Here is an 18,672-nt window from a genome sequence, read left to right as displayed (position 1 = left end):
TGGCAATATAACACCAACGAACCTTTATATAATTCTGCCAATGGCGTTTTACTGACACCACTTGCAGAATTATTTTCTATTCATGCATCTAAGATGCAATATCAACAACTTGACTATTTTTTAAAATATAACTGAGCATAGACTTACCAGATTCTGTGAATCTGTTATTACTTATACACGCTGGTTTTCCACCCCTAGGAAAACTCAATCCTGTTTTTGTTCCTGGGTGAATACTTTCGACTATGATTTCTGATAATTCATCTAAGTCTAAAGAATGCACACTAGGACCAATATCGGCTAGCAACCTATTGATAACAATTACCTTGCCGTATGACACACCATATTCCTTATCACAATGATTATATATATCTTCCTCTGTCATTCCAGCATTTGGCTTCAGCCTAAAATGGCTAATACCGAATTCTGAGCCATTACAAGGAGCATATACAATTGCGCTTCGCAGCAGGCTTAAAAAACCAGATGAAAACTTAATAGTTCCATTAGAAAACTCCAAGGATAAATTATTTGAAATGGCATCTTCAGAATATACATAATGATATTCAGTTGGTATGGAGGATTCATGAACATCGTTACATCTAAAAGCTTTATAAATTATGACCTCTGGATCTTCCTGTCCTTCAACAAAATGCACTAATTCTTTTGTATAGTACTCGTCCTCAGACAAAATCATTCCGAGTAACTGTCTAATCCTTACACCCAAAAATCTCTGATAACGCTCGCTGTTAGGCATTTGATTAGCAATCTGCCGGTTTTTTCTAGTTCGCGTTGGGTTCGTTATAGACTGAGTTTTTGCAGGAAATACTTTGATGGCAGATCCATCAATTGCCGTTAGCAGGAGCAGTAGTGCGGATTCATATTTTTTATTTTCAATAAGAAAATCAGCATCATCCACCCTTCGTTTTATGTTACCAACTTGCTGCATATAGATATCCTCTGTCGTTATGTTGCCAATCATGTTCCATTTAGTGATTACAACATATCTCAATCCTACTGCAGATGGGAACATCATATTTAATATCATTATCGAAGCCATTCGTAGCATGACTTCTGTAATGCAAGCTCTTATCTCAGCGCAGCCCCTTACTGCGTGCCGGATGCTCATCTTCGAGCGCCAGCATTGAGATATTATTGCTGACCTTAAACCAGCCAGGCTTCTCCGACAGTCGACAGAGCCAGATCGACAGGAGAATGAAGAGTATCAGCATCGCTACCTCAGACACTGCGTGATGATGTATTACTGCTATTGGCTGATTGCCCGGTAGTAGGCCTGCCAGCGGAACTTATCCAACCGCAGTTGGCGCAGACATTGAGCGGTTTCGACGTCCGATTGCAGGTCTTCGTCGGTATCCTTCCCTGCGTCACTTGCTTTGCACGGAGGGATCATCAAATCCGGGGATGGCGTTGGCAGCGTCGATAGCTCGCTGGCGCAGCTGCACAGCATCATCGTCAAACCGGCACACAGTACGATTCGGAGACTGGACATATTTCACCACGTCGCGGGTTATGGTTCGGTAGATGACCTTGCCCTCTTCTGTAGCGGCAGCGGCCTTTTCCTCAACTGGCTGGATAGTCTTTTCGGCTTTCTCTTTCTTCTTCGCCGCGAGGGCGTTGATATGGTCAGCGTGAGAATTCCAGCCAGAACGCCACGAGAAAAAGCAGGAAAGCAGCAGGATGACTACAGCGCTGATGATTGCGGTTAATCGGCTCATTTCTGGCCCCACTCGCAGACTTCACGCTCAATCTCGCGCCTGGTGATCAGTCCCTTCCACTGCTTGCCACCGGCATACGTCCAGCGCTGCAGTTCCTTGCACGCGCCCGGCACATCTCCAGCATTCAGTTTCTTCAACAACGTGGAGCTGGCGAAGGCGCCAGAGCCAACGTTATAAGTGAATGAGTAAAGCGCGGCGCGCGTAGGATCAGGAATGCGGACTTTGATGAGCGGGTCAATGGCGCTTGCCACCTTCTGCAGATCTGCCTTCAGCAGGCTGTCGCATTCCCTGTCGGTATAACGATGGCCGCGGCGAATATCGGTGCCAGTGTGACCATCACAAACAGTCCAGACGCCGACAACATCCTGATAGGCGTAATAACGCCTTCCTTCCAGGCCGTCAGCATTACCAAGCATGACAGAAGCAATTGCGATCGCGCCCGAACCGCCGGCGATCGCACCAATCAGCTTATTCCTCAGCGTCGGGTTCATCTCGGCTCCTGCTGCGTCGGTTGTCTTCGCGAATCTTGAAATACAAATTCGTCAGATACGTAAGTACGGCGATGACAATGCCCACCAGTACGCCGATGGCATTCCACTGCTCGGGGCTATAGGCATTTAGCATGCCGTTAAGGATGCTCCCGGCTGAAGCGCCATAGGCAGCACCAGTGGTTATCTTTTCCATGCGATACATACTCTCACCTCGCGTTGTTAGCGGGTGCTGTGTGTGTTTGAAAGGGTCAGGCCCGTCGGGCTGGATTTAACAACGAAGCGTATCGATGATGATTCCCGCGGGACCTGATAATAAAAAAGCCCGCAAAAAGGCGGGCAATAAGCATGAGGGTAATAGCAATGTCGGTGATGACCGAAAATACCCTGGCTGGGTCTGGCGGCCTGCGACGCTGTTGCAGCAGCGCCCCCTGATGGATTGGATTATGAGTCCGTCATCAGGTCAGGCCATTATCTTGTGCTGGTTGAACCAACAATCTGGTTCAGATCGCAGGCATAAAAAAGCCCCGGCGGGATGCCGAGGCTAATTTTACAAACTGGTATGTGACTATCATCTTCATGCCGCCACTTAAAGTTAAGGCAGCATATCAAAGTAGACTCAAATATGACGCATTTAATTGACTTTTGCAAGACCGTGCTGCGAAAAAGCTGATTTTTGTTGTGATCGTGTTCTCACAGCGCAGAGAAGAGAGTCACTATCAAGCCGCTTAAAAATGGCGCACATAGCCCGCCAGTAATCAGCGTAGTTATGGCACCAGTTATCAGGCTTAACGCCACACAGGGCTGCAAGATCCTGGTGCTGGTATACATACTTACCCGCCAACTCTGCTTTCACGTCCTGCGCCGCCAGCCAGATAAGCTTCTTCAGGCGCTCCATCGTCTTGCCGGCCACCTTCTTTGCGCCAAGTTGCTCACGGAACTCAGCCCATGCCCACCGGGTGATCGTCTCCTGGTGCTCCCAGCGGATATTGTCGCTGTAGTTCCACAGCAGCCACGCTTTCTGATGCTCTTCCAGCGACAACAGAGCCCGGCGCCAGCTGGCCGTCGAATACTCAACAGGCAGAACGAGAGCGATTGAAGAACCCTTAGCGCGGGACTGGCTGCCGCTCATTGGCGGGCCATCCGGGTTAACCATTTTTTGCTTTACCTCGCTATAAACTTTCTTCCTACCCCGGCTGCGCGCCGTAGCGGTGAATTGTGCGTTTTCTGCGAAGGCCACCAGTTGCCCTTTCGTCGCGCCGCTCAGATCGGCGGTGGCCACTATCAGCTGCTGGCGAACAAATTCCAAGTATTGAGCTGTCATACTGTCTCTCCCAGGCGCTTATAGATACGGACGAAATTGCGTAATATTTTGTAGTCAACCAGTACGGTGCCGCGGTGCCGGCATAAACGGAGCTTTTGCCAGCGGTCGCGGATGCGTTCGATAACGTCACGGCTCATTTGGCCTCCGCCATAAGCTGGTCATACGTCAGGTAAAGTCCCCAGCAGCTAAACAGCACATGCGCCTTAACGACGGCCATCTCCTCGTTGTTCCACCGGCAGAACCATTTGATCGCGCCCATAACCTCGCTCTCTATCTGATGCGATCCGTTCAGGCGGATGGGATAAACCACGTCATCAAAAATAGCGGCAGTGGACATCGGGTATTGGATTTTGCTCATGCGGCCTCCTGATGGCGGGCGCGGCGCTTCTCCAGCGCGCGGGCTCTGCGGGTGAATATGGATTTGATGCGCTGCAGGTAGGGAATGTCGAATCGGCGCGGCTCGTTATCAGCCTCAAGGCGCTCTACGCGATCCAGGCCAATGCGTTCAATCAGGTGAATGCGGTATTCAACGGCATTTCCGCTCAACTGCCGGTTGCAGCGGGTGCAGGCGGAGTGGACGTTGAACACGTTGAATTTCAGGTGAGACGCTGCGCCGCGGGAACGGTAGTGACTGGCGTCAATAGCGCTGCCGGTCAGGTAGTTGCTCTTACCAATAAGCGGGCTTCCGCAACTGACGCAGGGCTTACCTTCATCACGAATGCGAATGTACCGGTTAAAGGCTGACTGAGCCTCTTTATCCCATTGAGCCTTTGTCTTGAATGACTCACGCTTAGCGCGGCGACGCTGGCGCCCCTCCTTCTCGGATTCTCGCTGGCGCTTCACCGCCCTGGCCTTCGCCGCTTCCCGGGCTTTTGCTGTCTGTTTTTTGCCGATCGCGCTGGCGCAGTCAAAACTGCATACCACCTGCCCTTCCCGGGCAGGATGGAACCATTCGCGGCAGTGGGCGCATTTACGACGTGCAGGTTTACGCATGTGGCCTCCTTGCTCTCAGGCGGAGCCACTTCTTATCGACCAGGCGGGCGGTGTAGTCTTTCAGGGTCGGGATGTCGGAAGGCTTTACTTCTACCTTGCGTTTGCGGCGCGCCGGCACGCGGAAGATGCCGCGCTCCATTACTTTGGCGAGAAGACATTGCATAGCCATCACCCCGCAAAGCTCAGCAGCTGACTGGCGGCGTTTTCAGCCTCAGCCGGCGAGTGGAATTTGCGACGCAGAATGTAGTTCCAGAGCACATTCAGCACTGATTTGTAGACGCCGTTAAACTGGCTGTCGTCCATGCTGGCGAAGGAGATCGACTTTGCGACACGACGACGGCTGCCGTCAGGCATCTGGTATTCGTCGTAAAAGCCAGCCTGAATGGTTGCCCACTCGCGGAATGATTCGAAGTGTTTCAGCAGCGCCATATCGCGGGAACGGGAGATACCGACCGAGGATAGATACATCTCCGCGGCGTTCTGGAGTGCAGCGCGCTGATCGAGGTCGGATGAGAGAAAGTCGATAAACCCGGATATGAGGGTACGCTCCGCGGGCTCAATGAGACCACCGGAAGGGGTCCAGTAGTGATACCCGAGAGTCAGAAGCTTGAAGAACTTTTTGTGGAATGCGTAATTCCGGGGCTTGCGGAACTCACCGCAAAGCAGTTGCCCTACCGGGATAAGTTGCAGGTATTCGCTGGTTCCCGGCTCTGCGGGAATCAGTACGTTTTGATAACTCTTCTCAAATTGCAGTGTTTGCGCCATGTGTCCCCACTTGGCGCCGGATAATCGTGTCAGTTGCTCAGGCTGACATTGCTATTATGTATGGTTGATTACGGAAAATCAAACAGCAAGTTTTGTATTTCTTGCGAATAGTAGACTTGACAGCAACAGATATCCTCTATTGAGCAATACCTTTTGCTCTTCAGGCTCGCCAATCATTGCTTCATATTTGTTAGCGTGTAAAAGATTATGTCGCAACCTGATAATAACCATTAAACACACCGACAACATTGCATGAATATTGCCATCAGCGTTTTCCAAATATCTATAAATAGCTTCAGCATATCCAGTAAGATCGCCCCCCTCCTCTTGCATGGTTAAGGCATGCAATCGATGTCGAGCCATTTCCCCTTCCATATATCTTCCTTGGAAATATTTAAAAGTATCGATGATAACTGGGCTGCATTCGTCTTCAACTATATTCAGGATGCGACTGCTGTATGTATCACTTTCGCGAATACTGCAATACCTAGAAAAGAAATGCTCTTCGCAATAATAAAATGCCATAGTAAACTTCATAGATACTTCATAAAGTTCTTTAGGATATGGATTACGCTCACCCAATTCTTTCGTTATGAAAGTGTTATCCATTAACTCACCAATTAAAAACATATTAGAAACAATAAAGATGATGAAAAAACCGCCGATAGGCGGTTTCATGTAGTCGACTGGAAGACCGAGTTTATGCTTTTTCGCATTGCTTTCGGTTGGCTCTCAAGCATCACGCAGGAGATGCTCCTCTGGCAAGTTGGTTGTCTGACCTCTCAGCTTTTCGTGTATTAACCTTCAATCGCAACATCAAAGGCAAGAGCTGAACACCCTCTGGGTGAACTGGTAGACTTTGGCCCTGCCGCCGTCTCCACTCTCTTCCCACTATCCAATCTTGATTCATCCCCTGGTCAGACACTCAGATGTTGCGCTCTACAGTGGCATGCGGGGGAATACAAAAACTCGGACAAAATTGGGCCCTCCTTTTCGGATCTCTCGCGGGGATAATCTGATTTAACTACTTGCTGGAAAAAGATACAACCACTAAATGTGTAAATTTAAAAGTTAAAGGTAGCTATTATTTCAAATGCAGTCTTGGCTCTCCGTCTTTCGGCTCCGGCCACTCACGCTGTTTGTTTACCGCAAGCTTTTCGATCATCGCCTGAGTAATCTGCTCATCAGTGATGCCTGCACGACGCTGCGCATCCCACAGCAGGAACTGAATATCAGCCCACTCCGACAGGTCGCCAGGCTCGGCAGCGGCTTCCAGTGCTTCTTTGCTGAGGTGCTTCAGCGGGCCAACCGGGCCTACATTACCGAAAGTTGCCTGTGACCACTCGGCATGCGCACTGCGTACCTAGTCACGTTCCGGCGCTGGCTGCGCGTGGCGATAGAGCAGAATAATTCGGCGCTCGTCTGCATGCGGAGTAACAGGGTTAACAGTGAAAAGGTACCCGCAACCACCACGATCAACATCTCTCAACTCCTGCTCATCTGTCCACGCCACCGGCTCGCTGTCCACTGCGGCCAGCGCTATACGAGCCAGCTCCTCGGCCTCCTCGGCTGGCAGCATTACGTTGCTTCCGGCGCCGTAGGTTTCACGCCATGATTTAATTTTTTCTAGGCGCTCTCTGTTTAACTGGTTATTGGTCATTGGTTGGCTCCCCGAAATAAAATTGCCTGCTGAAAACCGATTAAGAACCACAGCCCATCTGCGCGCTGGCTCATTTCGTACCAGTCCTCTTTGTTGAGGTCTGAAACGAGGTTGTCGCCACAAATGCAGATATCGGTACCGCGAGGTTCTGAGTCGTATACGGCACCCGGAGTAAACCAGGTTGGCGTAGCGGAACTGACACATATCATTTTTGTTACGCCCATCACTCATCCTCCAACTTGATGCCAGCGGCGGACAGCATCTCTTCCACATCTGCGCGATCGTAATAATCGCCATCAGAGTCGTAATGAGCATGAGCGCTGCAATATGCGCCGCCCTCAATGCTCATTGCTTTTGGTAGTTTCACGCTGCGGGACTCTAACCGAGAAATCCGCTTCTGCGCCTTCTCCAGCGCCTCTACCAGCGCTTTCATACGCTCAGCTATAGCCACCTCATCAGGAAATGCTTTTCGCCAGTCTTCATTGAGCAACTTGGCGCTAATAGGATTCATGAAGACGCGCTCTGTCATCCAAAATGCCAGCTCTTTTGTATGTGCTAATTCTGCGTCAGTCATTACACACCGCCTTCGCTTGTCGCGTTGTTAATAGCCGCTTCTACCTGCTTATAGACGCGCTGAGACTCTTCGTCGGTCAGTTCGCGGCCCATTTCAAATTCGAGTGAATCAACGACCAGGAATGCAAACCCTTCGATTGAAGAAAACATCGCGGTGTTGATGTCGCTCTGCGCCAGTTCGGTGATATCAGTCATGCTGCACGCTCCGCCTTCTGCTTGTTGTATGCGGCCCAGCTCAGAGCGTCGAGTTTGCGCTGACCGGATTTGTCGAAGAGGTGAATGCCGTTTTTGCAGGCATGCTCAGCCTTCACCTTCTCTTCCAGTTGAGCCAGTTGCTCATAGGTGAGCGTTGCCAGTTTCAGGCGGTTCCAGCCGAAGTTAGGGATACGGTTGCTCATTTGTCGGCCCCTTCACGCAGCGAGTCTGCCAGCCACTGCAAATTCATGATCTGCACGCCGATATTGCTGAACTTCTTCTCCAGGTGAGCGATGGCCTTCTCAACTCCGCGCACCTCGGCTTCGGCTACGATGCGATCGGTTGCGGGAGTTTTGATGCGGATGCTTTCACGCAGGATGAAGTAAGCGTTGAGCATCCCAGTCTCTGGCATTTCCTCCGCATTAAATGCATCGATCGCAGCGTCCATTGCTGGTCCAAGAGGTTGAGGGTGAGCAGTACGAATGACGCATAACTCCGCCACGATTTGGTTTATTGCCTCCACCAGAACATCGTCTGCATCTGGCTTAAAGCCGAGAGCAGAGCGCACAGCGCGAGATTCAGCCATCCTCTGGTCGGCATGACCTGCAGACATCGAATATCGTGCATTCTCCGCAGCCAGTTGCTTAAACGCTTTCGCCAGATTCAGGAACTTCTGCTCTCTGATTGACAGCTCGCCTGCCGACTCCAGCGACTGAATGAGCTCGTTTACTATTTCGATGTTCATTTTCTTACTCCCGCCAGGCACTGGTTAAACAGGTTGGTCATTGGGTTTACGCCGCCAGGACGCTGGCGATACTGAACAGACGGATCGCTTTCGGTTACAGCTGTTGTGTCGATAAGGGTGTACCGGTAGCTCCTGCATTCACCTTCTCGCTTAACCTGTCCGTCACGGTGCATCTGCCACAGGGAGGAATTGACCACTGAAGAGTCAAGCCCGGTACCGCGGCGGATATCCTGAAAGCTGCAGCCAGGATGCTGGCCGATGAAGTTAATAACGGCTTGTTTGCCAGAGTTCTTTTTCATGACCGCCCTCTCCCCAGTCCAAATTTCGCCCGAATCTCTGCGATTTTGTTTAACCCCTGCTCCTGACTTAATGGCCGACCACCAAGTTTTGGAATCTGCTTAACTGGCTCTGGAATCGCTTCTCCTGCGTTTAAACGACGCACCATACGCATCAGCTCATCCTGTGCCTTACGACGCAGCTCAGCGTCACTGAGGCCGTTTGCCCGCATGTCTGCGTACAGGCCAGTAACCATCCAGTAGCAGGCTTTGTGCTTCAGCGTGACCGGTGTGACGTTGTGATCTGGCCACGGATACGACTCAGCATCCGGGTATTGCCCGCGGGTCCGGCAATACTGGTAAACCATATCGACCAGCTCCACTGCATCCGGCAGTCCGGCAGATACAGCTGATTCCGATTTGCACCAGGCGACAAACTGACCCGGCGATGGCATGAATGGGCGATCCTGTTTGCGGGCAACGCGCATTCCGGCGTTGATTTGCTCCATGGAGACAATCCCGTTTTCCTTGAACGCCAGGAGCCACTGCCGGCGCATCTCGTTCATCTCCTCGGGTGTTTTGCTGGCCAGCGCCGGGAACACAGCTAGCAACTGGCGGAACAGTTCGTTGAAGATCTCAGCAGTCTTTGCCGCCTGGCGCTTTACTGCCTGCTCGTCCTGCATTTCAGGAAGCCCGGCAGCCACGCGCTGGAAATTTTCCCGGTCGAAGTTGTGCATGCTTTCAGCGATTGATTTCATTCGAGCACCCCGTAAATCCAGTCAGTGTTGTTCAGGTCGACTTTTGGCTTCCCGGCAACCTGAACCCCTGGCGTGCTGCGCTGCATGGTCAGCTTGTCCCACTGCTTGCGCAGCGCTTCAGGGCTCAGGATGTTGCGATGCCAGAACGAGTCTTTGCTGGCCCAGTCGTACATGGCGCAGATATCCTGGTGGCTGCGGTTGTCGATCTGACGCATCAGTCGAACCGTGTTTGACCAGGCGGTCATGTCAGGAGCTTTGCAGGTTGGGTTGATCATCCTGACCCTGGAGAAAATCCACTCGGCAACGCGAACGTCTTCTGCGGTTCCCCACTTGCTGCCGCTGGGTGTGTAAACCGCGGCATCAGGATGAGCAGACAAAAATTTCTTCAGGCGGACGTCAGAGGATTCGCCAGAATTCTCGGACGAAGATCTTTTAATGTTTTTATTCTTGTTATTACCTTCTTGTTCATGTTGTGCGGTTGTTTGTGCGGCTTCATGTGCACCATCATGTGCGGGTACCACCTTCAAACCCGCGCCATTGCTGGGCTCGTCATGTGCGCAAGTATGTGCGGCTTCATGTGCGGCTTCATGTGCGGGTAAATTGTCTGTTTTTTGAGCATATTCTGCAAAATTTGTGATAGTGATCACTCTCCCTTTTTGCTTCTCACCTTCGATAGAAATCATCCCTTCGCGTACAAAAACAGCCAGCATTCTCTCCACTGAATCGCGACTAGTAGGATTCCCTTTCCGGTCGCAAAGCTGCAGCCCTAAATCGGCCGCTGTGACCACCAGTTGTCCGGGCAGCAGTGACCACTCATGACCTTTGAAAGTCGCTCTGAATGGCTGACGAGCAGCATTAAGCAGCAGGTTTTCCCACAGGGTTCTGAGGTACACATCTTTTGCCCAGGACTGCTTGAGAACGCTCCGGTACAACGGGATGTAGCCAGATTTCTGGTTTTCCATCCGGTTGCTCCTGAATTGCCCCGGCGCGGCGCCGGGAAACTTGAGTATTTCTGCGGTGTTCATGCTTCACTCTCCCAGCCGGCCTCTTTCAGGAATTCGCGATAGTTGTCCAGGATGGCGCGTGCATCAGCTGGCAGTTCAATGTCAGCCTGATCAGCGATTATCTGGAGAAACTGGCGCGCCTTTGCTGCGCTAAACTGCGGCAGCGCTGCGCTGCGGGTTAATTTCGATTTACCCGATGCTCTGGCCTTATCCATCTGGCGAACGGCTACAGAGGCCGCCTGAGGGCCGTGCTCGCGGGATAAAGCAACCGCGGTCGTCGGGGATACTTCGCCGGCACGCACCATGCTGATCAGCTCCTCTCCACAGGTCAGCAAATGCAGGTGATAGTCGACGTCGGACAGAGAACGCTTAACCTTCTTCGCGATCTCGTCCGGTTCCCACCCCTGATTTCTCAAACGCTGATATGCAGCTGCGCGTTCCAGAGCAGTGAGAGGCTTGCCCTGGTTCCGGGTAACCATGAAGGCGATCCGGTCAGCTTCGTTCCCGACGAAGTCTTTGCACTCAAGACGAATGATGTCAGCACCTGCTTTCGTCGCTTCAATGGCGCCGTAATAGCGGTGGTGGCCGTCGATAACCTTCACGCCCTTCTCGGTAACCTGGACGTCCAGCGGCGGCACCGATTCGCCAGCGATAAACGCATCGCGGAATTCTGCGACGTGATACTGGTCGATTTCGCGGATATTCAGGCCGGGCTCGACGTACAGCTCTGACAAAGGAACCGTGTAAGTTTTGTTAACCACCGTTCCGGTGCCGTTTTTGTCTTTGTGCTTGTAAAGCTGGTAAAGTGAACTCATAATTACTCCTGTGAATTGATCCAGTTAATTCGCGTAGAAAGCCGTTAGTGTTCCCGCACTGCGGCTTTCGCCTTTCTGTTCCCGCTCATGCTTCAAAGTCACCTTTCTCTCCAGGCCTGTTAGAAATCAGGATGGCCAGCAGTAGCGACATGTTCGGCAGCAGGCTTTCCCGCCAGCGACTCACCGTCGACTTATTCACTCCGGCCACTTTGGCGATATTCGTGGTTCCCAGTTCAGCTATCTGGCTGTGTAACCAGCTTTCTATCCTGCGAGCCTCCACTTTGTTGCGTGTCGTTGAACTCTCCATTTGTGATACTTCCTCTGGTGTTGTTTGGTATGGCCGCCAGTCAGGCGGCTTTAGGCTTGCTGACTTCCCGGATCTGCGCAGCAGTAAACTGGCCGCCAGAAGCGAGAGCGATTTTTTCTGCGTAATTGGTCTCGTCGGTGTAGTCCGTTCTCGGCAGGCTTCCGTTGGCAATCCACTTGTAAATTGCGCGCGGAGAGCAACCACAGGCTTTAGCTACAACAGGAACGCGAATCTTTTTGATGATTTCGCCAAGACTGTTAGGTGCCATGTTTAACCCTCAATAATGAACTGTAAGTACATATTAAGTCGGAACTGATAGTTCACGCAAGTGATATTATGATTGAACATATGGTTCACGAAGAAAGAGCGCGAAAAGAATTTTCTCTGAGGCTAGCGCTGGCCTGCGATAAAGCTGGATTGATGCCACACGGTCGCCAGGCTGAGATCGCTAAGAGAATGAAGCTGACACCGAAGGCCGTGAGCAAATGGTTTAACGGGGAGTCAATACCAAGGCGTGGAACGCTTCAGGCCTTAGCGTCTCACATAGGCACGTCTGCATCCTACCTGCTTGGCGACGCTGACGATGATGGTATTGAACCAGGATCGGCAACCAATCGAAAAGACATCTTTAGGATTGACCTCTTGGATATCGCCGTCAGCGCTGGTCCAGGGGTGATAAACCAGGAATTCGTTGAGATTCTCCGCTCAGTTGAATATGCGACAGCTGAAGCAAACCATATGTTCGATGGGCGCAAAGCTGAGAACATCAGGATTATCAACGTGCGCGGCGACAGCATGTCTGGCACGATTGAGCCGGGTGATCTGCTGTTTGTTGATATCAGCGTTAAGAGCTTTGACGGCGACGGGATTTACGCATTCCTGTACGACGACACTGCACATGTTAAGCGCCTGCAGAAGATGAAGGACAAGCTGTTGGTTATCTCTGACAACAAGAGCTATGCCCCTTGGGAACCGATCGAGAAAGATGAGATGAATCGGGTGTTCGTGTTCGGTAAGGTGATCGGCAGCATGCCGCAGACATACAGGAAGCATGGGTAGATAAGGGCAGATGATGAGAGGCTGTAGAAATGCAGCCTTTTTTCTTTCATAAATATTATTTGCACGCATTAACGTGCATATGCTCTAATGCTCGTACATTCACAACACGAGCAAATTGCAATGAATGATATTATTGAACATGAAGATGACCATGAGCCTACTGGTAAAGCTAAAGGGGGAAAGGCAAGGGCTGCCAAGATGACCCCAGAGGAGCGAAAAGAAGCAGCAAAGAAAATGGCCGAAGCCAAAAAAGCTAAAGCCATGCTCCCTACAGTTGCAAATGAAGGGTACTTGCGTGTTGGCGATGCAGAACTGGAAGTGGCCGTGCTTGATAATGGGGAGCGGGTCGTATCTGCTGCATCAGTATTTACAGCCCTTGGAAGGACTCGCAGGGGGAATAAAAAACATCTTGAAGATCAAAGGTTTATAGATGGGATCCAGACACCCGCATTTATGGATGCAATAAACCTTATTCCATATATTAATCAAGAGCTTAAGGGCGTGATCTCTCGCGTTGAATTCAAGACGAAATCTGGAATGATTAAGGATGGATACAATGCAGTAATTCTTCCTCTTGTTGGCGATTTATACCTCAGGGCGAGAGAGGATGGAGCGATAAAAAATAAAGAACAGCTTGCAGTCGCTCAAAAAGCTGAAGTTCTCGTTCGATCTCTAGCTAAGGTTGGTATTATTGCTCTTGTAGATGAGGCGACAGGCTACCAAAAAGAGAGAGAGCGAGATGCACTTGCGAAGCTGCTTGAAGAGTTTATTGCCAAAGAAATGCGCCCCTGGGTCAGCACCTATCCACCAGAATTTTTCGAACAGTTATGCCGATTGCGAAACGTTCCATTCAAAGCCAATATGCGTAGACCACAATATTTCGGGCATCTAGTTAATAACATAACTTATGACCGTATGGCACCCGAGCTAAGAAGCGCGCTGAAAGAAGAAAGAGCAAAAACCAAGAAAACCGGGGCAAAAATGCATCAGTTCTTATCAGATGGAACTGGATACAGCCTCCTTCAGAAGAGGCTAACCGGGGTAACAACCCTCATGCAAGCAAGCGATACATATGAAGAATTCATAGAATTACTTGATAGAGTGCATCCTCTTCTGAAGATAGAAGATATTGATTCTCATTGATAATCCTACCTAACCCGGCCACCGTGCCGGGTTTTTATTGCCCTGTTCTTCCGGCTGGATTACCACATCCTGCCCCAACTTAACCGCAAGATTCCCGCCACCTGAACAAAACGCAAAAATAATATACTTTAAGTTCATTAACTTACCTAAATTTGAACTATCCACAAACCAAAAATGTACTTTTGGTACTTTACAATGATGAACCATTAGTACATTATCAACTCATCCAAACAACACCGGCAACGCCGGGTAATCGTAACAACGCTCAGCTGGCCGGCTTTAAGGCAAAGGTGGAGAGATGATCCGCGAAGAAGATAAAACTGAGTGGTTTAAGTTTCTGGCACACGCATTCGCCATCGTCGTATGCGTACTGATAGCAAGCGCGTTCTGCCTGATGCCTGGTGGTTCAGCATGAGCAGAAACGGCATTCGTTCACTGATTTACTGCCTGCTGATCTTCGGCGTTATCTGGACAGCGTTGATTATCAAAATTCTGCACGCTACGGGGGTGTTCAATGGTTAGTCATCATTACGGGACACAGACCGTTAACCGCGGCGCCGTTCTCCCAGGGATGCTGGTTAAGCATCGGGAAAGCACCTGGACAGCATCAGCAAATAAACGCGGCCGCCTCTACCTGCATCGCGGTATTGAGCGGACTTACACAACCGACTTGCTGGTTGAAGTTTATCTGAACGGGTTGGGACAAGGTCTCAGCCGGTAATCGAAACGAAGAATTTAACTGAGTTATCAGGCAGCCAATACGGTGCCGGGATTATTACAACCAAATTTCAGGAGCGAGCTATGAACGCATACCGCGCATACGACGCTATCGAAGAACGGAAATGGGCTGAACAGTCGCTCACCGAAGAGAAGCAAAAGTGGATTGACGATCGGGCGCAGGAAATTATCGACTCTCTGCCGAAAGAGCCGTCAGGCCTGTTCCGCTTCTCAGTGCCGATGGACAAAAGCCCATACGAAGGCCTCCGCAGCGATGCAGCTGGCGAGGCATATAACGATCTCATCTCGGCAGTAGCTTACGCCCAGGCGGAATACGACTGGGATCACCGCACCGGCTGCCCGTTTTAACTTTGGGGAATAGCAATGGCTAACGAACTTGTGATTACAGCCAGCTCTCTTGCTGAGCGAGGAATTGACGGCGCTACCTGGAGCGCCCTCAAGAACAGTATTTATCCTGGCGCCAAGGATGAGTCGGTGATGATGGCGCTGGACTACTGCCGGGCCAGAAACCTCGATCCGCTTCTGAAGCCCGTTCATCTGGTGCCAATGAGCGTTAAGGACTCGAAGTCGGGTAAAAGCGAGTGGCGCGATGTGGTTATGCCTGGCATCGGGCTTTATCGGATTCAGGCCGATCGCTCCGGTGATTACGCTGGCGCAAAAGAACCAGAGTTCGGGCCGGACGTCACTCTGACGCTTACCGGTATTGAAGTGACCGTACCTCAATGGTGCAAGTACACGGTCAGCAAGCGCATGCCGAGCGGGGAGATCGTCGAATTCAGCGCGAAAGAATACTGGGTCGAGAACTATGCCACCGCCGGCCGCGACACTACCGCGCCAAATGCTATGTGGAAGAAGCGCCCTTATGGCCAGCTGGCGAAATGTGCCGAGGCTCAGGCTCTGCGCAAGGCGTGGCCTGAAATTGGCCAGCAGCCCACTGCCGAGGAGATGGAAGGTAAAACGCTGGAAGTGGATGCGCGTGACGTGACGCCGCGCAGCACGACAGAGGCGCTCCCCCTGGTGGCCAGTGAGGAAACGCTGCAGGCAATTACCGACCTCCTGACGTCCCTGAATAAGGACTGGGAGCAGGACTTCCTGCCTCTGTGCAGCAACATCTTCAAGCGTGACATTTTCCAGGCATCACAACTCACCGAAGAAGAAGCGCAGAAAGGCTTTAGCTTCCTCCAGAAAAAAGCGCAGGTGGCAGCATGACACCAGAAATTATCCTCGTTCGAACTGGCATTGACGTTACCCGCGTTGAACAGGGAGATGAATCATGGCACCGCTTACGCCTGGGCGTGATAACTGCCTCGGAAGTTCACAACGTCATTTCTAAGCCTAAGTCAGGCAAGAAATGGACTGATATGAAGATGTCCTACTTCCTTACGCTCCTTGCCGAAGTGTGCACCGGCGTGGCGCCGGAAGTTAACGCCAAGGCGCTGGCCTGGGGGAAACAGTACGAGGCCGATGCTCGCACCCTGTTTGAGTTCACCACCGACGTGCAGGTAACCGAGTCGCCGATCCTTTTCCGTGACGAAGGTATGCGCACCGCCTGCTCACCAGACGGCCTGTGCAGTGATGGCCGCGGCCTTGAGCTGAAGTGCCCTTTTACCTCTCGGGACTTCATGAAGTTCCGGCTTGGCGGCTTCGAGGCTATCAAATCCGCCTACATGGCCCAAGTGCAATTCAGCATGTGGGTAACCGGGAAGGATGCCTGGTATTTCGCGAATTATGACCCTCGAATGAAGCGAGAAGGCATTCACCATGTCGTTGTTGAGCGCGACGACAAATACATGTCCGACTTCAACGAAATGGTGCCGGAGTTCATCAGCAAGATGGACGAATCGCTGGCGGAGATCGGCTTTACCTTCGGGGAGCAGTGGAAATGAAACGCACTCCATTTTACCGCAGGCCCGGTAAAGCAGGGAAATTCTCCGGCCTTCGCGAGCGCGTGATCTGGATGATTCAGACGCGCTGCCGCCCTGTTACCGGCAGCGAAATAGCGGAGAAGTTCGGCGTGACGCTTGTCGAATTTAACCGCGTTGCGAACGGCATAACCAAGGGAGAAGGCCGCATTGCGCAGCTGATTGCATCGGAAACCTGGCTTAACGAGGACGGCATCTGCGATCGCACCTTTGACCTGATCACAAGGCCAAAGGTCATTACCACGCAGGGTAAAACTCGCCTGTTCACTAAGCGCTCGATAGCTCAGGCCGCCTCTGGCAACCGCCAGAAATGTATTGATAAAGCGGCCCGGCGCCGCCGGCTTATCGCATCTGGCCTCTATATCGATGAAATGGAGTCAGTCCTATGAACCGCTACTCACTTATCTATGCTGACCCGGCCAGGTCTTACGGGAACACGATCAGCAACGGCGCCGCTGCCGACCACTACCCCACCATGAGCCTGCTCGATATGAAGCGGCTCCCGGTATGGGAACTCGCAGCGGATAACGCTGTGCTGGCGATGTGGTACACCGGCACCCACAACCAGGAGGCGATCGAGCTGGCCGAGGCCTGGGGCTTTACGGTTCGCACGATGAAGGGCTTCACCTGGGTGAAGTTGAACCAGTTGGCCGAGCTGCGCATTACCAAGGCTCTGGCAGATGGCGATGTGAACGATTTTTACGACTTCCTCGCCCTGCTGAATGCCGAGACGCGCATGAACGGCGGCAACCACACCCGCGCCAATACCGAAGACGTGCTGATCGCCACCCGCGGCGCCGTGCTGGAGCGCAAGCACGCCGGCATTAAGCAGGTGGTCTACAGCCCTCTCGGCGCGCACAGCGAGAAACCGTGGGAAGTTCGCCATCGCCTGGAGCTGCTTTACGGCGACGTGCCGCGGATTGAGCTTTTCAGCCGCAGCGCAGCGCCAGGCTGGAGCCACTGGGGCAACCAGTGCGCCACCGCTTCCGTTGAGCTGATCCCCGGCTGCGCCATCGACGTAGTGAAGACGGAGGCAGCATGACGCCAGAAGAAAAAGAAAACGCTCTCCGCGCCCAGGCTCGTCGCTGCGCAGAAGAGATAACCAAAGCGATGAGCGTAAAGCCTAAACCGAAGTGGAACGCTGTATGCCCCCCTATCCTTCGCAAGCACTACGAGAAGGTAAAGCCGATGGGTGTCAGCCTGGTGAAATTTGTCAGTGTTATTGGGCGGCTGAGCGGCCGCTATGGAGTGGAGTCATGAAGCTGAAAATGTATACCCCATCCGGGTCTGTGATCGTCGAAACCAACGACGTCGCGCAGTTTTACCCAGACGCTGAAAGCGGCGGAGAGCTGACCACAATCGAACTGGTTTCGCCAGCCGGCGACCATGGGAAGGTGGCAGTAAAACATAGCTTCCACCAGGTGGCTGGCGCTCTTGCCACTGCCTGGAAAATGGATGAAGACAAGGCAGGTGCAGCATGAAATTCTCCAAGTTCTCTGAGCTGGTGGCGCGCCTATGGTCTAACCCACTGACCCAGCGGCGCGACCCCGAGATTACAATACTTGTCCATTCGCCCGGCAGCATCGGGCCGTCGCCATCCGTCGAGGTAGAGGCCATTCACGCTGGCTTCGACTGGGACGCGGGGCAGGTGATTATCTACCCGGCTCAACCTCTGACCGCGCTCACGCCTGAGCAGGTAGCGGAAATCAGCGAGAGCGTTCGAAAAGGCCAGAGCTGGCACGCATACGAGGCCTACAAGAAGCACAAAGCCCAGTTGGAAAACGCAGCGCTTGAGTATGCGAAAGTCGCCGGGCAGCGCGACGAACTTCTGGCGGCGCTGGAGCGCCTGCTGCCTTGGGCTGAGTGCATGGAATACGCGCCGCCTGGTATGGAGTTCTCAGGCGATCACCCAATTGCCGTTGCCCGCACGGCCATCGCCCGCATCAAAGGCGGTGCAGCATGAGCGCAGAAATCATCGATCAGGCCAACGAGCTGGCAGAGCGCCGGCTGGAAATGACCATCCAGAGCATGCGCATCAACCATGCGGCAGTTTCAGCTACTCACTGCCGCGACTGTGGGGAAGAGATACCTGAGCGGCGCCGGGAACTGGTGGCGGGTTGTCAGCGCTGCGCTGATTGCCAGGAAGTTGAAGAAATACTGAAAAAGCATCGGAGGTGA

Annotated in this window: 34 protein-coding genes and 3 pseudogenes; 14 read left to right on the top strand and 23 right to left on the bottom strand. The window is 52.2% G+C overall.

Translation table 11 applies throughout. The annotated features are described in order from the left end of the window. Nucleotides 1-88 precede the first annotated feature (88 nt). From GT756_RS08105 to GT756_RS08000, 23 genes and pseudogenes are all read right to left on the bottom strand, one after another. Nucleotides 89-943: a hypothetical protein gene (locus tag GT756_RS08105; RefSeq protein WP_160124675.1), complete on the bottom strand. Its 855-nt coding sequence runs from the start codon at nt 941-943 to the stop codon at nt 89-91. A gap of 145 nt (nt 944-1,088) precedes the next feature. Next, nucleotides 1,089-1,226 (bottom strand): hypothetical protein, encoded by a 138-nt coding sequence (locus GT756_RS25820; protein ID WP_174562428.1) that lies wholly within the window; start codon nt 1,224-1,226, stop codon nt 1,089-1,091. 153 nt (nt 1,227-1,379) lie between these two features. Then, nucleotides 1,380-1,730: a hypothetical protein gene (locus tag GT756_RS08100; RefSeq protein WP_160124674.1), complete on the bottom strand. Its 351-nt coding sequence runs from the start codon at nt 1,728-1,730 to the stop codon at nt 1,380-1,382. Then, nucleotides 1,727-2,221, bottom strand: a complete 495-nt coding sequence (locus GT756_RS08095) for a lysozyme (RefSeq protein WP_153931723.1) — start codon at nt 2,219-2,221, stop codon at nt 1,727-1,729. The genes GT756_RS08100 and GT756_RS08095 overlap by 4 nt, the downstream gene beginning before the upstream one ends. After that, on the bottom strand, nt 2,199-2,423 hold the full coding sequence (locus tag GT756_RS08090) for a class II holin family protein (protein ID WP_019704119.1): 225 nt from the start codon (nt 2,421-2,423) through the stop codon (nt 2,199-2,201). The genes GT756_RS08095 and GT756_RS08090 overlap by 23 nt, the downstream gene beginning before the upstream one ends. A 429-nt stretch (nt 2,424-2,852) precedes the next feature. After that, nucleotides 2,853-3,542 (bottom strand): bacteriophage antitermination protein Q, encoded by a 690-nt coding sequence (locus GT756_RS08085; RefSeq protein ID WP_160124673.1) that lies wholly within the window; start codon nt 3,540-3,542, stop codon nt 2,853-2,855. Continuing rightward, the gene (locus GT756_RS08080) at nt 3,539-3,679 is read right to left on the bottom strand and encodes a YlcG family protein (RefSeq protein ID WP_160124672.1); all 141 of its coding nucleotides are present in this window, start codon (nt 3,677-3,679) and stop codon (nt 3,539-3,541) included. The genes GT756_RS08085 and GT756_RS08080 overlap by 4 nt, the downstream gene beginning before the upstream one ends. Continuing rightward, on the bottom strand, nt 3,676-3,900 hold the full coding sequence (locus GT756_RS08075; protein WP_160124671.1) for a protein ninY: 225 nt from the start codon (nt 3,898-3,900) through the stop codon (nt 3,676-3,678). Before GT756_RS08075 ends, GT756_RS08080 begins: the two co-directional genes overlap by 4 nt. Then, nucleotides 3,897-4,535 (bottom strand): recombination protein NinG, encoded by a 639-nt coding sequence (locus GT756_RS08070; RefSeq protein WP_134936467.1) that lies wholly within the window; start codon nt 4,533-4,535, stop codon nt 3,897-3,899. Before GT756_RS08070 ends, GT756_RS08075 begins: the two co-directional genes overlap by 4 nt. Then, nucleotides 4,528-4,698 carry a NinE family protein gene (locus tag GT756_RS08065; RefSeq protein WP_032413853.1) on the bottom strand — a complete coding sequence of 57 codons (171 nt, stop codon included), beginning with the start codon at nt 4,696-4,698 and terminating at the stop codon, nt 4,528-4,530. Before GT756_RS08065 ends, GT756_RS08070 begins: the two co-directional genes overlap by 8 nt. Before the next feature lie 5 nt (nt 4,699-4,703). Continuing rightward, on the bottom strand, nt 4,704-5,300 hold the full coding sequence (locus GT756_RS08060) for a DUF1367 family protein (protein ID WP_001548464.1): 597 nt from the start codon (nt 5,298-5,300) through the stop codon (nt 4,704-4,706). Between the two features lie 78 nt (nt 5,301-5,378). Then, nucleotides 5,379-5,978, bottom strand: coding sequence for a hypothetical protein (locus GT756_RS08055; RefSeq protein WP_117073879.1), 600 nt, complete (start codon nt 5,976-5,978; stop codon nt 5,379-5,381). A gap of 409 nt (nt 5,979-6,387) precedes the next feature. Next, nucleotides 6,388-6,960: pseudogene (locus tag GT756_RS08050) on the bottom strand (DUF550 domain-containing protein); the annotation flags it as partial. Nucleotides 6,961-7,183: 223 nt separating this feature from the next. Continuing rightward, a complete protein-coding gene (locus GT756_RS08045) occupies nt 7,184-7,534 on the bottom strand; it encodes a hypothetical protein (protein ID WP_160124670.1) in 351 nt (116 codons plus the stop codon). Next, entirely contained in the window at nt 7,534-7,728 is a 195-nt protein-coding gene (locus GT756_RS08040; protein WP_160124669.1) for a hypothetical protein, read from the bottom strand. Before GT756_RS08040 ends, GT756_RS08045 begins: the two co-directional genes overlap by 1 nt. Beyond that, nucleotides 7,725-7,931 carry a hypothetical protein gene (locus GT756_RS08035; RefSeq protein ID WP_160124668.1) on the bottom strand — a complete coding sequence of 69 codons (207 nt, stop codon included), beginning with the start codon at nt 7,929-7,931 and terminating at the stop codon, nt 7,725-7,727. The genes GT756_RS08040 and GT756_RS08035 overlap by 4 nt, the downstream gene beginning before the upstream one ends. After that, a complete protein-coding gene (locus GT756_RS08030; protein WP_160124667.1) occupies nt 7,928-8,473 on the bottom strand; it encodes a hypothetical protein in 546 nt (181 codons plus the stop codon). The genes GT756_RS08035 and GT756_RS08030 overlap by 4 nt, the downstream gene beginning before the upstream one ends. After that, nucleotides 8,470-8,772, bottom strand: coding sequence for a helix-turn-helix domain-containing protein (locus GT756_RS08025; protein ID WP_004218528.1), 303 nt, complete (start codon nt 8,770-8,772; stop codon nt 8,470-8,472). The genes GT756_RS08030 and GT756_RS08025 overlap by 4 nt, the downstream gene beginning before the upstream one ends. Continuing rightward, complete coding sequence (locus GT756_RS08020) at nt 8,769-9,506, bottom strand: replication protein P (protein ID WP_124989811.1); 738 nt, start codon at nt 9,504-9,506, stop codon at nt 8,769-8,771. Before GT756_RS08020 ends, GT756_RS08025 begins: the two co-directional genes overlap by 4 nt. Next, nucleotides 9,503-10,468, bottom strand: a complete 966-nt coding sequence (locus tag GT756_RS08015) for a replication protein (RefSeq protein WP_160124805.1) — start codon at nt 10,466-10,468, stop codon at nt 9,503-9,505. The genes GT756_RS08020 and GT756_RS08015 overlap by 4 nt, the downstream gene beginning before the upstream one ends. A gap of 59 nt (nt 10,469-10,527) precedes the next feature. Beyond that, nucleotides 10,528-11,325 (bottom strand): DNA-binding protein, encoded by a 798-nt coding sequence (locus GT756_RS08010; RefSeq protein ID WP_160124666.1) that lies wholly within the window; start codon nt 11,323-11,325, stop codon nt 10,528-10,530. Nucleotides 11,326-11,410: 85 nt separating this feature from the next. Continuing rightward, on the bottom strand, nt 11,411-11,632 hold the full coding sequence (locus GT756_RS08005; RefSeq protein WP_001548453.1) for a CII family transcriptional regulator: 222 nt from the start codon (nt 11,630-11,632) through the stop codon (nt 11,411-11,413). A 40-nt stretch (nt 11,633-11,672) separates the two neighbouring features. Next, nucleotides 11,673-11,900, bottom strand: coding sequence for a Cro/Cl family transcriptional regulator (locus tag GT756_RS08000; RefSeq protein ID WP_032431544.1), 228 nt, complete (start codon nt 11,898-11,900; stop codon nt 11,673-11,675). A 68-nt stretch (nt 11,901-11,968) separates the two neighbouring features. Here GT756_RS08000 and GT756_RS26310 point away from each other — a divergent pair. The 14 genes and pseudogenes from GT756_RS26310 to GT756_RS07940 form a co-directional block, all read left to right on the top strand. Next, nucleotides 11,969-12,235: pseudogene (locus GT756_RS26310) on the top strand (helix-turn-helix domain-containing protein); the annotation flags it as partial. Nucleotides 12,236-12,274: 39 nt separating this feature from the next. After that, nucleotides 12,275-12,691 carry a S24 family peptidase gene (locus GT756_RS26145; RefSeq protein ID WP_228725269.1) on the top strand — a complete coding sequence of 139 codons (417 nt, stop codon included), beginning with the start codon at nt 12,275-12,277 and terminating at the stop codon, nt 12,689-12,691. A 120-nt stretch (nt 12,692-12,811) separates the two neighbouring features. After that, nucleotides 12,812-13,834 carry a P63C domain-containing protein gene (locus tag GT756_RS07990; protein ID WP_160124664.1) on the top strand — a complete coding sequence of 341 codons (1,023 nt, stop codon included), beginning with the start codon at nt 12,812-12,814 and terminating at the stop codon, nt 13,832-13,834. 411 nt (nt 13,835-14,245) lie between these two features. Beyond that, entirely contained in the window at nt 14,246-14,356 is a 111-nt protein-coding gene (locus GT756_RS25815; protein ID WP_254067441.1) for a hypothetical protein, read from the top strand. Beyond that, entirely contained in the window at nt 14,349-14,555 is a 207-nt protein-coding gene (locus tag GT756_RS07985) for a phage encoded cell division inhibitor protein (RefSeq protein ID WP_008807814.1), read from the top strand. The genes GT756_RS25815 and GT756_RS07985 overlap by 8 nt, the downstream gene beginning before the upstream one ends. Before the next feature lie 80 nt (nt 14,556-14,635). Further along, entirely contained in the window at nt 14,636-14,920 is a 285-nt protein-coding gene (gene gamL / locus GT756_RS07980) for a host nuclease inhibitor GamL (RefSeq protein WP_004201105.1), read from the top strand. Nucleotides 14,921-14,935: 15 nt separating this feature from the next. Continuing rightward, nucleotides 14,936-15,781, top strand: coding sequence for a phage recombination protein Bet (bet, locus tag GT756_RS07975; protein WP_032438697.1), 846 nt, complete (start codon nt 14,936-14,938; stop codon nt 15,779-15,781). Further along, entirely contained in the window at nt 15,778-16,458 is a 681-nt protein-coding gene (locus GT756_RS07970; RefSeq protein WP_160124663.1) for a lambda exonuclease family protein, read from the top strand. The genes bet and GT756_RS07970 overlap by 4 nt, the downstream gene beginning before the upstream one ends. Continuing rightward, a complete protein-coding gene (locus GT756_RS07965) occupies nt 16,455-16,883 on the top strand; it encodes a regulator (RefSeq protein WP_160124804.1) in 429 nt (142 codons plus the stop codon). Before GT756_RS07970 ends, GT756_RS07965 begins: the two co-directional genes overlap by 4 nt. Then, nucleotides 16,880-17,536 carry an MT-A70 family methyltransferase gene (locus tag GT756_RS07960; protein ID WP_160124662.1) on the top strand — a complete coding sequence of 219 codons (657 nt, stop codon included), beginning with the start codon at nt 16,880-16,882 and terminating at the stop codon, nt 17,534-17,536. The genes GT756_RS07965 and GT756_RS07960 overlap by 4 nt, the downstream gene beginning before the upstream one ends. Then, on the top strand, nt 17,533-17,754 hold the full coding sequence (locus tag GT756_RS07955) for a hypothetical protein (protein ID WP_023283320.1): 222 nt from the start codon (nt 17,533-17,535) through the stop codon (nt 17,752-17,754). Before GT756_RS07960 ends, GT756_RS07955 begins: the two co-directional genes overlap by 4 nt. Then, complete coding sequence (locus tag GT756_RS07950) at nt 17,751-17,975, top strand: hypothetical protein (RefSeq protein ID WP_064291614.1); 225 nt, start codon at nt 17,751-17,753, stop codon at nt 17,973-17,975. Before GT756_RS07955 ends, GT756_RS07950 begins: the two co-directional genes overlap by 4 nt. After that, nucleotides 17,972-18,289 (top strand): annotated as a pseudogene (locus GT756_RS07945) (hypothetical protein); the annotation flags it as partial. The gene GT756_RS07950 and the pseudogene GT756_RS07945, both read left to right, overlap by 4 nt. 164 nt (nt 18,290-18,453) lie before the next feature. Then, entirely contained in the window at nt 18,454-18,672 is a 219-nt protein-coding gene (locus tag GT756_RS07940; protein WP_160124661.1) for a TraR/DksA family transcriptional regulator, read from the top strand.

The sequence above is a fragment of the Klebsiella sp. Q2 genome (assembly GCF_009900705.1).
GTDB lineage: Bacteria > Pseudomonadota > Gammaproteobacteria > Enterobacterales > Enterobacteriaceae > Klebsiella > Klebsiella quasipneumoniae.
The sequence above is the reverse complement of the archived record's forward strand: the minus strand, read 5'-3'. Positions and strand labels throughout refer to the sequence as shown.